Source organism: Oleiagrimonas soli, from assembly GCF_000761445.1.
In the GTDB taxonomy this organism is placed as follows: Bacteria; Pseudomonadota; Gammaproteobacteria; order Xanthomonadales; family Rhodanobacteraceae; genus Oleiagrimonas; species Oleiagrimonas soli.
Window position 1 is genome coordinate 2,691,865 of sequence record NZ_KN196470.1, and the last position, 12,416, is coordinate 2,704,280.

Here is a 12,416-nt window from a genome sequence, read left to right on the forward strand (position 1 = left end):
CGATGGCGGGCCTTTTCCGTTTCCCACGTGCGGCCGCTTACCAGCTGTAGCGCGCCTGCAGCATGCCGCTGTTGCCGTGGTAATGGTGGCCCGCCGCGCCGTGCCACGATAGCGTCGCCTCCCGGCGCGCCGCATGGCCACCCCCAACGTACAGATGAACTCGTTGCCGCACCGACCCGCCGGCAGGAGCGGACGCGAACGGCTTCGGGCCCGCTCGTTACACGATCGGAACCCCGTGGATGTTCAATTCCGGATTGCGCCAGAAGGCGTCGTTCTCGAAGCGATTGAACACATCCGGCGGCAGCACCGTCCGGCGCTCGACCGCGCCGACCTTCGGACGCACCGTGTGCAGCCCCGGCGTACCCGCCTTGATGTCGAAAGCTTCGGCATCGAATTCGATGTGCTCGAAATCGTGCTGGAAAGCCGCTTCGCCGATGAAGTCGTAGATCGCCGCCATCGCCTTGCCCGGATCGCTCACCAGCGTCTCGTACTGCACCAGCATCAGTTGGCTGGCGTGCGCACCGAAGAAGGCTTCCTTCAGCGCGTTGTAGGCGTAACCGACCATGCCGTCGCCCTTGGCCACGCCATCGGCACGCGTGTATACCGTGCCGCCGACCGTGTAGTTGAAGATCGACGACGGCTGGAAGGTGTTCTTCTGGACCAGACGCTCGATGCTGTCGATGACCCACGGCATGTGCCGTACGCAGGCGATCACCTTCGATTGCGGAAACAGTTCTGCGATCACGTTCATGCGCGCGCACCAGGCTCGGCTGGTGTCGAAGATCACGGCCTCGTCACGGTCGGCGTAGAAATTCTCGACCACGCCCTTGAGTACGCGACGGCGCTGTTCGTCGTCGATGAACACGGAGAATTCGTTGCGCCCGCTCATTTCTCCGAGCATCGTGCCCAGCAGCCCCGCAACCGGACCGCTCATACCGGCCGTGAATCGCGGGTTCTGCCGCAACAAGGCCGAGAGCAGCGTCGAGCCGGAACGCGGCAGACCGGATATGAAGTGAATGCGATGCATGATGGTCCTTTCCGGATTCGGCAATGATGAAGTTCATCAGTTCGCGCTCGTCACTCGCCACAGGGAACCCTTCCGCTCACGCAGACACGCACCTGCTCCCGCTGCGACCGAGTATAGGAAGATCACGGCTCGGGTCATAATGTCCCTGAGATCGACGCCGCCGTTCGCCGCGCACCGCTGACCCGCTCGCGCGCTTCCAGGTCGCGTGCGGTGAACGCGTCCGCGAATCCGGCGTCGACGAGCAGACGCCGAGCGGCCTCGCCCTGATTCCAGCCGTGCTCGAACAGCAGCCACCCGCCATCGCGAAGATGCCGCGCCGCACCGGCGATCAGGGTACGGATGGCGTCGAGGCCATCGGCACCAGACACCAGGGCATCGAGCGGCTCGAAGCGCAGATCGCCCTGCCGGACATGGATGTCGTCGCGTTCGATGTAGGGCGGATTGGAGACGATCAGATCGAACGTGCGACCGGCCAGCGGCTGGTACCAGTCGCCGTGCAGGAACTCGACCTGCGGGAGATCGTGCGCCACGGCGTTGCGCCGCGCGACCTGCAGCGCCTGCATGGAAAGATCGACGGCTGTCACGCGGGCCTGCGGTCGTTCGGATGCCAGGGCCAGAGCGATCGCGCCGCTGCCGGTGCCGAGATCGGCCACCTGTACGGGTACCCCCTCGGGCATGCGCTGCAGCGCCAGTTCGACCAGTCGTTCGGTTTCCGGACGCGGAATCAAGGTCGCCGGAGTGACCTCCAGATCGAGATTCCAGAATCCGCGCCGTCCGAGCATGTAGGCCACGGGCTCGCCCTGGGCGCGCCGCTGCAGCAGCGCCTCGAAGGCCTGCGCCGTGGACACGTCCACAGGATCGGTCGCATGCGCGAACAGCCAGGCGCGGTCGACGCCGAGGGCATGCATCAGCAGCAACTCGGCCTCGCCGCGCTCGACCCCGCAAGCGGCGGCGCCAACCAGAAGTTCGCGTACCGGCGTCGTTGAGACCATGCATGCACCCTGCTCGAAGATGAACCCGATCCGCTCCGTTGCATCTATGCCTGGACCGCGACCGTAGATCGAAGAGTGTACCGATCTCGACCCAAGGAACGTGCAACGATGCCTTCTCCCCGCCTGCGAACGCTGACGCGTCTGCTGCTCGCCGGACTCCTGCCGCTGTGCCTGAGCGCCTGCGAGGCCACCTTTTTCTCCGCCTTGAACGGCGTCACGCCGCGCCGCGACGTGCGCGTGCATCGCTGCATCGTGTTCGACCGCGCGCACCGCCTCGCGCTCGACGTCTACCGTCCCGTTGACGCAACACATGCCCCCGTGGTGGTGTTCTTCTATGGCGGCGCATGGCAGGACGGCAAACGGCAGTGGTACCGCTGGGCCGGCAAGAGGCTGGCGCGCCAGGGACTGGTCGTCGTGGTGCCCGATTACCGCAAGTTCCCGCAGGTGAAGCTGGACGGCTTCATGCACGATGCGGCGCGGGCCGTGGCCTGGACGCATGCGCACGCCGCCGACTACGGCGGCGATCCGGACGATCTTTTCCTGATGGGGCATTCCGCGGGCGCGCACATCGGCGCGCTGCTGGCCACCGACGAAACCTGGCTGCACCGCGTCGGCATGCGACCGCGGCAGTTGCGCGGCTTCATCGGCCTGGCCGGTCCGTACGATTTCCTGCCGCTGCGCGAGCAGGTCTACATCGACCTCTTCGGCGCCACGCATGCCCAGCAGATGCGCTCGCAACCGGTGGCCTTCGTGGACGGCAACGAACCGCCGATGCTGCTGCTGCAGGGTGGCGACGACGGGGTGGTGGCGCCGGACAACGCGCTGTCGCTGGCCGCGGCGTTGCGCGAACACGGCGAGCAGGTGCAGGCGCATGTGTACAGCGGCGTCAGCCATGCCGGTCTGCTGCTGTCGCTGTCCCATCCGTTCCGCTCCAAGGCGCCGACCCTGCACGATGCGCTGCGCTTCATCGACGCGCACAGTCTGGACGCGCGCGCAGTCATGGCGACCGCATCCACGAGCGAAACTTCGACAGCGTCGCCGTAGCGGCGTCAGTGCATCGCCATGTGCCGCAGGAACGGAGCCTGCACACATACGACAACGAGCGGCCGAAGCCGCCCGCTGCCTGTCCACGAACGCGGAGCGATCAGCGCGTGATCGCGTCCGGGTTCTGCGCTTTCTTCAACGCTGCGCACAGCTTGATCGACTCGGTGGTCTGCGCCAGGCCGCGATCGGCGCCGGGAAGATCGCCGAGGCGAGGCTGGAAAAAGGCCTGCAGACGATCGGCTTCCTCCATCGAGCAGCCGCCACCGCCCGCCAGATTGGGCACGTAGCCGCTGGCGAAGGTACCGGTGCGCTTGACCAGCGGATCGTAGTGCCCCTTGAACCAGGTCCACAGCGCATCGCGGCCGGCGCGCGTGTCGCGGGTGCCGTACAGCAGACGCGCCATCTCACCGACCTTCACCTGTGGGCTGAGCGAGTAGTTCCAGACCCGCTCGGCCTGCGCGCCCTGCGCATGCGTGAGCGCCGCCAGCATGGCGTTGCGACGCGCGGGATCGGTGGTGCGATCCAGTTCGGCGATCAGCGTGCCGACCACCGGTTCGCCCTTCTCCTCCACCGCCACCGACAGATCGGCCGCCAGCAAATCGGGGTTCGCGGCATCCAGATTCAGACGGCCATCCGCCCCCTTCTTGAGCGCCGCGTCGGCCTGTTTCATCAACGCTTCGCGCACGGCAGGCAGCTTTACGTCCAGCCCAAGGAAACCGGCCAGCGAACGGCGCGTCAGCGCATCGTCCGAGGATTCGCCCTTGCGCTTGACGTAGCCCAGCTTCTGCAGTCGCGGCAGATAGGCGTCGGCGGCCAGCTTGCGCAGCGCGGCCCGCTGGGCGTCGGTCTGCGCCTCGTGAACCCAGATCCACTCGAAGGTATCGAGCGGCGCCAGGGCCACTTGTCGGGTCTTCTCCGGCGCCAGCCGGCGCACGGCTTCCATCGCCGCGGAGGCGTCGATGTCGCCGCGGCGGAAGGCGGCGTCGACGGCATCGGCGTAGGCCAGTTTCTCGGCGTCGTTCAGTCCGTCGAGGTGCGCGCTGAGCTTGGCCAGGTCGGTCTTGTCCATGCTGAAGCGGTAGTAGCCGCGCGCGTCGGCGTTGGGCATGTACCAGGCCGGGCACTGCCCGCCGGACAGTTGCATGGTGGCCGTCTTGCTGTCGAGCATCTGGCATTGCACGGCGGCCTTGCCCGCGCCGGTGCGCACGCAGACGGGAACCCCCCAGAGACGGTTCGGATCACCGCTCGAACCCAGCGGCAGGTAGCGGTCCTGGCTCAGATGCAGCACCGGATGCTTGCCGCTGCAGTCCAGGCGCGTGGAGACCATCGGCACGCCGGACTGGTCGAGGAAGCTGTTGAAGGCATGCTTGAACGCATCGCCCTTGCCGGCCGCCTTGGCGATCGCGTCGACCAGATCGCTGGTCTTGGCGTTGCCGAACTTGTGCGCCTGGATGTAGGCGCGCATGCCCTTGCGGAAGGTGTCGACGCCGACGTAGTGCTCGAACATGCCGATCACCGCCGCACCCTTCTGGTAGGTGATGCCGTCGAACGCGGTCTGAATGTCGCCGTTGCCGGTGATCGGCTGACGGATCTTGCGCGCGCTGACCAGGCTGTCGTTGCCCATCGCGCCCTCGGCGCGGCTGACGCGATCCAGGTCGGCGCGGTATTCCGGATGCACCTTGGCGGTGACCTTCTGCTGCATCCAGGTGGCGAACGCCTCGTTCAGCCAGATGTCGTTCCACCAGTCCAGCGTCACCGTGTCGCCGGTCCACTGATGCGCCAGTTCGTGCGCCTGCACGTTGAAGGAATTGCGCACGGCGTCGGACGGCGAATCCTTGTCCATCAGCATCAGCCAGTCGCGGAAGGTGACCAGACCCGCGTTCTCCATCGCGCCGGCGGAGAAGTCCGGCGCGGCCAGCAGGTCGAGCTTGCCGAACGGGTAGCCGAAACCGTAGTACTGCTCCAGGGTCTGGATGATGATCGGCGTCTCGCCCAGCGCGATGTGGATGCGCGAACCCTCGCCGTGCGGGGCGATACCGCGCAGGCGGATAGGCTCCTTGCGCCACGCGTTGGCCTTGATCTCGCCGCCCGACACCACGTCCCACGGACCGACCGCGAAGGCGACCAGGTAGGTCGGCAGCGGCTGCGTGGTCTTGAAGTCCAGCGTCTTCCAGCCCTTGCCGTCCTTGCTGGACTTGGCGATGGCGGTGTTGGCGACGGCAACTTCGTCGTTGGGCACGGTCAGGACGATCTTGTACGGCGTCTTGAAGCCGGGTTCGTCGAAGCTCGGGAAGGCGTAGCGCGCGCTGATCGGCTCCATCTGCGTCATCGCGTACGGGCGTCCGTCGCGGGTGACCTTGTACAGCCCCTGCAACTGGTTGTTGAACGGCGCCGTGTAATCGAACACCAGCTTCAGTTCCTGCGGCTGCAGGGTGGTGCCGAAGTCGATGCGCACCACGCCCTGTTTCGGCGCGGCGTCGACGTAGGTCGCGTCATGGGCGACGCCCTTGGCGTCGATCACGCGCACCTTGGACACCTTCAGGTCCTTGCCGTGCATCCACACGTGGTCGGCCGCCTTCTTCAGGTCGACACGGATCGTGGTGACGCCGGCGAAGCGGGTCTGCGCCGGATCGACGCGCAGGTCCAGCGTGTAGGCCTCGGGCACCGCCCAGCCGGGCAGGCGCTCCAGCGGCGGTTTCATGTCGGCGCCGGCCGCGAAGGCGGAGGTGCAGCAGGCCGCCAGCGCAGTGAGCGCGAGCGTGCGGGCAAAACGTTGCATGATCGTGAACTCCGGATCGTGGGATGCAACGACGCACGCTACGCGGTGGATGCCGACGGGAACACGTGCCGAAAGACACAGCGCCGTCTTGCGACCACGAAAAAGCCGGCTTGCGCCGGCTTTTCGCAGCCTGTCGTACGACCTTCGGCCTAGGCGGCGGCCGCGGCCTGCGGCGGTGCAGCCGCCTCGGCCTGCTCCAGCGCCACGGCCACGCCATGCACCACGGCGGCGATACGCGCCGTGCTCTGGATGGCCTGAGCGCCGACCTCGTGCTTGCGCAGCGTCTTCTCGTGCGATTCCAAACACGCGCCGCAGCCGTTGATCGCGGACACCGCCAGCGAGGCCAGCTCGAAGTCGATCTTGCTGCCGCCCGGATTCGACATCACGTTCATGCGCAACCCGGCGCGCAGGGTCGCGTACTCGTCGTTGCCGACCAGATGCAGGAAGCGGTAGTAGATGTTGTTCATGCCCATGATGGCGGCCGCGGCGCGAGCGCCGCGCAGGGCGTCTTCATCGGCATGCTCGCTGGCCCAGGCGGCCATCGAGGCAGTGAACGGCACATGGCGCGAAGCGATGGCCGAAGCCAGCGCGATCACCGCGATCTGCGACTGGGTCAGGCCTGGCGCGCCGTTCTCGCCCAGCACCGATTCCAGGTTCAGGCGCAGGTCCTTGGCGTACTCGGGCAGTTGCGATTTCAGCTCTGCGAGGGACATGGATGATCTCCGTTCGGACAGGGCACGCCGGCGCGGACGCGGCCACGCGTGCGTACAGGTTCGAGGATGGGTTGAATCGAACCCGCGCGCCCGGGACGAGCGCGCGGGTCGGAGGCTCAGGCGGCCTTGAGCGTGTCTTCGCCCGACTGCCAGTTGCACGGGCACAGCTCGTCGGTCTGCAACGCGTCGAGCACGCGCAACACCTCGGCCGGGTTGCGGCCGACGCTGCCTTCGGTGACGTAGACGAAGCGGATCACGCCTTCCGGATCGACCAGGAACGCGGCGCGACGGGCCACGCCCTCGTCGTCGAGAATGCCCAGCGCGCGGCTGAGGTCCTTGTTGATGTCGGCCAGCATCGGGAACGGCAGATCCTTCAGATCGTTGTGATCCTTGCGCCACGCCAGATGCACGAACTCGCTGTCGGTGCTGGCGGCCAGCACCTGGCAATCGCGATCGGCGAATTGCTCGTTGAGGTCGCCGAAGCCCTTGATCTCGGTCGGGCAGACGAACGTGAAGTCCTTCGGATAGAAGAACACGCAGGTCCACTTGCCTTGGTAGGTGCCGTTGTCGATGGTGGCGAAGGCCTTGTCGAGACTTTCGGTCGACACGGTGGCCTTGAGACTGAACTGGGGGAACTTGTCACCAACGGTAAGCATGTGCAACTCCATGAAAGGATGATGGGTTTCAGGGGAAAGGGACGCTCGATCCGAGCGTCGTCTCGGACAAGGATAGGGGCCAAGCTTGCATTCTTCAAATTGATTGTTAACATGATATTCATAGCAAAAAACTATCGATAGGCCGCCGGGAACCCGTATGAACCTGCGAGACCTGCACTACCTCGTCGCCCTGGCCGAGCACTGCCATTTCGGACGCGCGGCCGAAGCCTGCTTCGTCAGCCAGCCCACGCTGTCGACCCAGATCCGCAAGCTCGAGGACGAACTCGGCGTCACCCTGGTCGAACGCACGCCGCGCAAGGTGCTGCTCACCGACGTCGGCCGCGAGATCGCCGCCCGCGCCCGCGACGTGCTGAACGAGGCCGAGCAGATCCGCGCCATCGCCCGCCGTACGCGCGATCCCGAATCCGGCACCGTGCGCCTCGGCATTTTCCCAACGCTCGGGCCCTATCTGCTGCCGCACGTGATCCCGATGCTGCGCGAGGCGTTCCCGCGGCTCGAACTGCTGTTGGTGGAGGAGAAGACCGAAGTCGTGCTTGAGCGGCTGCGCGAGGGCAAGCTCGACGCCGGCATCCTGGCGCTGCCGATCCACGAGGAAAGCCTGCACGTCGAATTCCTGTTCGAGGAGCCGTTCCTGCTGGCGGTACCCGAGCAGCACGCCCTGGCCGAGCGCAAGCGCCTGCGCCTGGACGATCTGGCCGAGGAAAGCCTGCTCCTGCTCGAGGACGGTCACTGCCTGCGCGATCAGGCGCTGGAAGTCTGCCAACTGGCCGGCGCTGGCGAGCGCACCGGCTTCCGCGCCACCAGCCTGGAAACGCTGCGGCAGATGGTGGCGGCCAACGTCGGCATCACCCTGCTGCCGACGTTGGCAGTGAATCCTCCGGTCGCACGGGTGGAGAACATGCGACTGATCGAATTCGGCGGCCACCCGCCGCACCGTCGGGTGGCCATGATCTGGCGTAAGAGTTCGGCGATGGACGGTTTCCTCAAGCGCCTGGCCGACGTGTTCCGGCGGCTGCCTCCGGCACTGCTGGATGCGCACGCCTCGGCCCAGCTGTCGCGAACCCGGTCTACCACGGAGCATTGACGTCATGAAGACACCTCCACGCCTGCCGCTGCTTCTCGCCACGCTGCTGGTCTGCACCCTGAGCGCCTGCTCGATGCAGAAACTCGCCGAGCGCATCACGCCCAATGGCGATCTTGCGCTGGTGCACGCGCTGTTCACGGACCTGCGCGCCGGTCACACCGAAGCCGCACGCGCGCATTTCGACAAGCAACGCGAACCCTCCGAAAAGACCCTCGACACGCTTGCCGCCATGCTCGCCGAAACGCCGAACCCCGAACTCGTCGGCGCCAACGTCACCAAGCAGAACAGCAACCCGTGGCAGACCACGCTGACCTACCAGTTCGGTCACGGCGAACAGGTGCGCACGCTGATGCTGCACATCGATGGAACCAACGGCCATCGGCGCATCGACACCCTGCTTATCGGAAACGGTCCCGACATGCACGCGCTGATGCGCATCGTGACCTGGGTGTTCGTCGGCCTGCTGATCGTCCTGGCCGCCGTCGCCGTGCTGGTGATCTGGCTGGTGCGGCGCAACCGGCGCCAATACCCGCGATAGCCAAGAGCTATCAAGTTCATCGAAACAATCAATTTCAAACAAGGCTCAGCCGCACGCTAGGCTGGGCCGCAGGGGCGGCATGTCACACCTGCCGCCATGTCTCCACCTCCCAGCCGAAGCCACGAGGTAATCATGAGCAATCTGAAAGGCTCCAAGACCGAGCAGAATCTGAAGGACGCGTTTGCCGGCGAATCCATGGCCAACCGCCGCTACCTGTACTTCGCATCCAAGGCCGATGTCGAAGGCTACAACGACGTGTCCGCCGTGTTCCGCTCCACCGCGGAAGGCGAGACCGGCCACGCGCATGGTCACCTGGAGTACCTGGAAGAAGTCGGCGATCCGGCCACCGGCCTGCCGTTCGGCGGCACCGAGGCCAACCTGAAGTCCGCCATCGCCGGCGAGACCCACGAGTACACCGACATGTACCCGGGCATGGCCAAGGACGCCCGCGAGGAAGGTCACGACGAGATCGCGGACTGGTTCGAGACCCTGGCCAAGGCCGAGCGTTCGCACGCCAACCGCTTCCAGAAGGCGCTGGACGAGCTGCAGTAAGACGCTTCGTCGCATCGCGCACGCTCCCGCACGGAGCGTGCGCGATTCCCGCGCTTGGCTCGCCGACATCCGTCGGCATGTCCCGAACACACCGTGCATGATCGAGGAGATCCGCATGTCCCGAGAAGGCAGTCTGGAAGCACCCACCCGGCATCCGCTGGATTGGCTCAACGATGCATTCTGGGATCAACAGGCGCTCGACGCCGAACTCGAACGCGTCTTCGACATCTGCCACGGCTGCCGTCGCTGCGTCAGCCTGTGCCACGCCTTCCCGACCCTGTTCGATCTGATCGACGAATCCGAAACCATGGAAGTCGACGGCGTGGACAAGGCCGACTACGCCAAGGTCACCGAGCAGTGCTACCTGTGTGACCTGTGCTACCTGACCAAGTGTCCGTACGTGCCGCCGCACGAATGGAACGTCGATTTCCCGCACCTGATGCTGCGCGCCAAGGCCGTGCAGTTCCGCCGCGACGGCGCGCCGCTGAAGGCCAAAGTGCTGTCCAACACCCGTACCGTCGGCAAGCTGGCCTCGATTCCGGTCGTGGTGCAGACCATCAACGCCGCCAACCGCTCCAAGCCGATGCGCAAGCTGCTGGAGAAGACGCTCGGCGTGCATCCCGACGCGCGCGTGCCGGCCTACCACACGCCGACCGCGCGCCAGCGCCTGAAGCATCTCGACGGCCACGGCGAAGCACAGCCGGCCGGACGCACCCGTGGCAAGGTCGCCGTATTCGCGACCTGCTACTGCGATCACTCGATGCCGTCGGCGGTCGAGGATCTGGTCAAGGTGCTCGAGCACAACCAGGTGCCGGTGCGCATGGTCGAACGCGAAAGCTGCTGCGGCATGCCCAAGTTCGAGCTGGGCGATCTCGACACCGTGCGCAAGTACAAGGAAGAGAACATTCCGGTGCTGGCGAAGATGGTGCGCGAAGGCTGGGACCTGACCGCCGCCGTGCCCTCCTGCGTGCTGATGTTCAAGCAGGAACTGCCGCTGATGTTCCCCGACGACGAGGACGTGGCGCGGGTACGCGACCACTTCTTCGATCCGTTTGAATACCTGGCCGAACGCCACAAGGACGACAAGCTCGCCACCGACTTCAAGCAACCGCTGGGCAAGGTCGCCTGGCAGGTCGCTTGCCATCAGCGCGTACAGAAGATCGGGCCCAAGACCCGCGACATCCTGCAGCTGGTGCCGGACACCGAAGTCATCACCATCGAGCGCTGCTCGGGCCACGACGGCACCTACGGCGTGAAACGCGAAACCTACGCCATCGCGCGCAAGATCGCGCGCCCGGTGGAGAAGCGCGTGAAGCAGTCCGAAGCCCAACACTTCACCAGCGACTGCCCGATGGCCGGCGAGCACATCGCCCACGGGATCGACGACAAGCCCGGCAACGAGCATCCAATCAGCCTGCTGCGCAAGGCCTACGGGCTTTGAACGCCCTCATTCGATAACGCATGTTCCAACCATGAAACCACTGACCCGAGACGACCTGTTCACCCTGGAAACCTACGCCGCCAAACGCAGCGATTTCCGCGCCCGCGTGATCGCGCACAAGAAGCCGCGCAAGGTGCACCTGGGCGAGCACCTGACCCTGATCTTCGAGGATCGCCTGACGATCCAGTACCAGATTCAGGAAATGCTGCGCGTGGAGCGCATCTTCGAGGCCACCGGCATCGAGGACGAGCTCGGCGCCTACAACCCGCTGATTCCGGATGGCGGCAACCTCAAGGCGACGATGCTGATCGAGTATTCCGATCCCGAGGTACGCAAGCGCGAGCTGGCGAAGCTGCGCAACGTCGAGCACGACATCGCGCTGCAGGTCGGCGATCTGCCGCCGGTCAAGGCCATCGCCGACGAAGATCTGGAACGCAGCAACGAGGAGAAGACCTCGGCCGTGCATTTCATGCGCTTTGAACTCGACGAGGCGATGCGTGCGGCCTGGAAGGACGGCGCGCCCGTGTTCCTGAGCTGCACGCACGACCATTATCCGGTGCGCGTACAGCTCGACGCCGAGCAGCACGCCGCGCTCGGCGCCGACCTCGACTGAGCGACCCGCGCGCTCAGTCGTAGCGCAAGAGGCTGTGCAGCGGCGCGTCCGAGGTCCAGCGTCCGCGCCCTTGCAGAAACGCCAGTTCGATCACCACCGACGCGCCGCACAGCTCGGCGCCCAGCGTGCGCATCAGCTCGGCACTCGCTTCCAGCGTGCCGCCGGTGGCCAGCACGTCGTCGACCAGCAGCACGCGCTCGCCCGGACGCACCGCGTCGCGGTGCACTTCGAGCCGGTCACTGCCGTATTCCAGCGCGTAGTCGACGCCCACGGTGTCGGCCGGCAACTTGCCCGGTTTGCGCACCGGCACGAAGCCCGCGCCCAACGCCTGCGCCAGCGCCGCGCCGAAGATGAAGCCGCGCGCCTCGATGCCGCACACCGCCTGCACACCGGCGCCGCGCCAGGGTTCGGCCAGCGCCTCGGTGCACTGCGCCAGGCCGGCCGCATCGGCCAGCAGCGGCGTGATGTCCTTGAAGACGATGCCCGGCTTGGGAAAATCGGGGATGTCGCGAATCAGCGCGTTCAATGCATGCATCGTCGAAACGGTCCGGCGGAACGGACCCGCATGATGCCAGAGCCGCAGCGATCAGGTGGCCGCGGGCAGCGACTGGTCGCCCCAGTCGGGATCCTCGGCGGCGCTTTGTCGCGCCTCGCTGAGCTGGGTCTCGACGCGCTTGACGATCGGCGCGGCCCGTTCGACGCAGGAATCGGGTACCGCCACGCTGATGAAATCGCGCGCGGGCAGCTGGCCGACACCGCCGATCAGGTGCTCGCCGGCGACGAAGGCGGGAATCTCCTCGTGCTCGAGCGCGTCCTTGACCAGGTGCGCGTCGATCGTGGATTCGGCGTGGTAGACAGTGCGCATGGCCTCACGCTACTCGCGCCGCGCCCGCGCTGCAACTGTTCCGAAGCGCCATCCGACCGCTGTCCTGAAGGCCACGCACCTGCGCTAAACT

The 12,416-nt window shown here is 66.2% G+C and carries 13 protein-coding genes; 6 read left to right on the forward strand and 7 right to left on the reverse strand.

From position 1 onward, the window contains the following. Window positions 1-217: 217 nt before the first annotated feature. Both LF63_RS12035 and prmC read right to left on the reverse strand, forming a co-directional pair. A complete protein-coding gene (locus LF63_RS12035) occupies window positions 218-1,027 on the reverse strand; it encodes a sulfotransferase family protein (RefSeq protein WP_043102122.1) in 810 nt (269 codons plus the stop codon). Window positions 1,028-1,161: 134 nt separating this feature from the next. Next, complete coding sequence (gene prmC, locus LF63_RS12040; RefSeq protein ID WP_043102124.1) at window positions 1,162-2,019, reverse strand: peptide chain release factor N(5)-glutamine methyltransferase; 858 nt, start codon at window positions 2,017-2,019, stop codon at window positions 1,162-1,164. Between the two features lie 108 nt (window positions 2,020-2,127). On the opposite strand from prmC, the gene LF63_RS12045 reads away from it, so the two are divergent. Beyond that, window positions 2,128-3,063, forward strand: coding sequence for an alpha/beta hydrolase (locus LF63_RS12045; protein WP_043102127.1), 936 nt, complete (start codon window positions 2,128-2,130; stop codon window positions 3,061-3,063). A 100-nt stretch (window positions 3,064-3,163) separates the two neighbouring features. Here the strand turns inward: LF63_RS12045 and LF63_RS12050 are convergent, their stop codons facing one another. The 3 genes from LF63_RS12050 to LF63_RS12060 all read right to left on the reverse strand — a co-directional run bounded on the left by LF63_RS12050 (window position 3,164) and on the right by LF63_RS12060 (window position 7,211). Continuing rightward, on the reverse strand, window positions 3,164-5,842 hold the full coding sequence (locus LF63_RS12050) for a M1 family metallopeptidase (protein ID WP_043102130.1): 2,679 nt from the start codon (window positions 5,840-5,842) through the stop codon (window positions 3,164-3,166). Window positions 5,843-5,991: 149 nt separating this feature from the next. Continuing rightward, window positions 5,992-6,555, reverse strand: a complete 564-nt coding sequence (gene ahpD / locus LF63_RS12055; protein WP_043102132.1) for an alkylhydroperoxidase, AhpD family — start codon at window positions 6,553-6,555, stop codon at window positions 5,992-5,994. 116 nt (window positions 6,556-6,671) lie between these two features. Beyond that, window positions 6,672-7,211 carry a peroxiredoxin gene (locus LF63_RS12060; RefSeq protein ID WP_043103822.1) on the reverse strand — a complete coding sequence of 180 codons (540 nt, stop codon included), beginning with the start codon at window positions 7,209-7,211 and terminating at the stop codon, window positions 6,672-6,674. A gap of 157 nt (window positions 7,212-7,368) precedes the next feature. Here LF63_RS12060 and oxyR point away from each other — a divergent pair, with 157 nt between their 5' ends. From oxyR to LF63_RS12085, 5 genes are all read left to right on the forward strand, one after another. Further along, window positions 7,369-8,316, forward strand: a complete 948-nt coding sequence (gene oxyR / locus LF63_RS12065; RefSeq protein WP_043102133.1) for a DNA-binding transcriptional regulator OxyR — start codon at window positions 7,369-7,371, stop codon at window positions 8,314-8,316. Window positions 8,317-8,320: 4 nt separating this feature from the next. Then, on the forward strand, window positions 8,321-8,854 hold the full coding sequence (locus LF63_RS12070; protein ID WP_043102135.1) for a hypothetical protein: 534 nt from the start codon (window positions 8,321-8,323) through the stop codon (window positions 8,852-8,854). Window positions 8,855-8,986: 132 nt separating this feature from the next. Continuing rightward, window positions 8,987-9,406 (forward strand): rubrerythrin family protein, encoded by a 420-nt coding sequence (locus LF63_RS12075; RefSeq protein WP_043102137.1) that lies wholly within the window; start codon window positions 8,987-8,989, stop codon window positions 9,404-9,406. 115 nt (window positions 9,407-9,521) lie between these two features. Beyond that, window positions 9,522-10,847, forward strand: a complete 1,326-nt coding sequence (locus tag LF63_RS12080) for a heterodisulfide reductase-related iron-sulfur binding cluster (RefSeq protein WP_152569324.1) — start codon at window positions 9,522-9,524, stop codon at window positions 10,845-10,847. A gap of 31 nt (window positions 10,848-10,878) precedes the next feature. Further along, window positions 10,879-11,460: a DUF3501 family protein gene (locus LF63_RS12085; protein WP_043102142.1), complete on the forward strand. Its 582-nt coding sequence runs from the start codon at window positions 10,879-10,881 to the stop codon at window positions 11,458-11,460. A 13-nt stretch (window positions 11,461-11,473) separates the two neighbouring features. Here the strand turns inward: LF63_RS12085 and LF63_RS12090 are convergent, their stop codons facing one another. Together LF63_RS12090 and LF63_RS12095 are read right to left on the reverse strand one after the other, a co-directional pair. Further along, the gene (locus LF63_RS12090; protein ID WP_043102144.1) at window positions 11,474-11,995 is read right to left on the reverse strand and encodes an adenine phosphoribosyltransferase; all 522 of its coding nucleotides are present in this window, start codon (window positions 11,993-11,995) and stop codon (window positions 11,474-11,476) included. 51 nt (window positions 11,996-12,046) lie between these two features. Next, window positions 12,047-12,325 (reverse strand): putative signal transducing protein, encoded by a 279-nt coding sequence (locus LF63_RS12095; RefSeq protein WP_043102146.1) that lies wholly within the window; start codon window positions 12,323-12,325, stop codon window positions 12,047-12,049. Between the last annotated feature and the right edge of the window lie 91 nt (window positions 12,326-12,416).

What these genes read in the sequence shown, in the direction of transcription:
- ahpD (WP_043102132.1), bottom strand. Translation starts at nt 6,555, where the DNA reads ATGTCCCTCGCAGAGCTGAAATCGCAACTGCCCGAGTACGCCAAGGAC.
- prmC (WP_043102124.1), bottom strand. Translation starts at nt 2,019, where the DNA reads ATGGTCTCAACGACGCCGGTACGCGAACTTCTGGTTGGCGCCGCCGCT.
- LF63_RS12080 (WP_152569324.1), top strand. Translation starts at nt 9,522, where the DNA reads ATGTCCCGAGAAGGCAGTCTGGAAGCACCCACCCGGCATCCGCTGGAT.
- LF63_RS12075 (WP_043102137.1), top strand. Translation starts at nt 8,987, where the DNA reads ATGAGCAATCTGAAAGGCTCCAAGACCGAGCAGAATCTGAAGGACGCG.
- LF63_RS12090 (WP_043102144.1), bottom strand. Translation starts at nt 11,995, where the DNA reads ATGCATGCATTGAACGCGCTGATTCGCGACATCCCCGATTTTCCCAAG.
- LF63_RS12035 (WP_043102122.1), bottom strand. Translation starts at nt 1,027, where the DNA reads ATGCATCGCATTCACTTCATATCCGGTCTGCCGCGTTCCGGCTCGACG.
- LF63_RS12045 (WP_043102127.1), top strand. Translation starts at nt 2,128, where the DNA reads ATGCCTTCTCCCCGCCTGCGAACGCTGACGCGTCTGCTGCTCGCCGGA.
- LF63_RS12085 (WP_043102142.1), top strand. Translation starts at nt 10,879, where the DNA reads ATGAAACCACTGACCCGAGACGACCTGTTCACCCTGGAAACCTACGCC.
- oxyR (WP_043102133.1), top strand. Translation starts at nt 7,369, where the DNA reads ATGAACCTGCGAGACCTGCACTACCTCGTCGCCCTGGCCGAGCACTGC.
- LF63_RS12095 (WP_043102146.1), bottom strand. Translation starts at nt 12,325, where the DNA reads ATGCGCACTGTCTACCACGCCGAATCCACGATCGACGCGCACCTGGTC.
- LF63_RS12050 (WP_043102130.1), bottom strand. Translation starts at nt 5,842, where the DNA reads ATGCAACGTTTTGCCCGCACGCTCGCGCTCACTGCGCTGGCGGCCTGC.
- LF63_RS12060 (WP_043103822.1), bottom strand. Translation starts at nt 7,211, where the DNA reads ATGCTTACCGTTGGTGACAAGTTCCCCCAGTTCAGTCTCAAGGCCACC.
- LF63_RS12070 (WP_043102135.1), top strand. Translation starts at nt 8,321, where the DNA reads ATGAAGACACCTCCACGCCTGCCGCTGCTTCTCGCCACGCTGCTGGTC.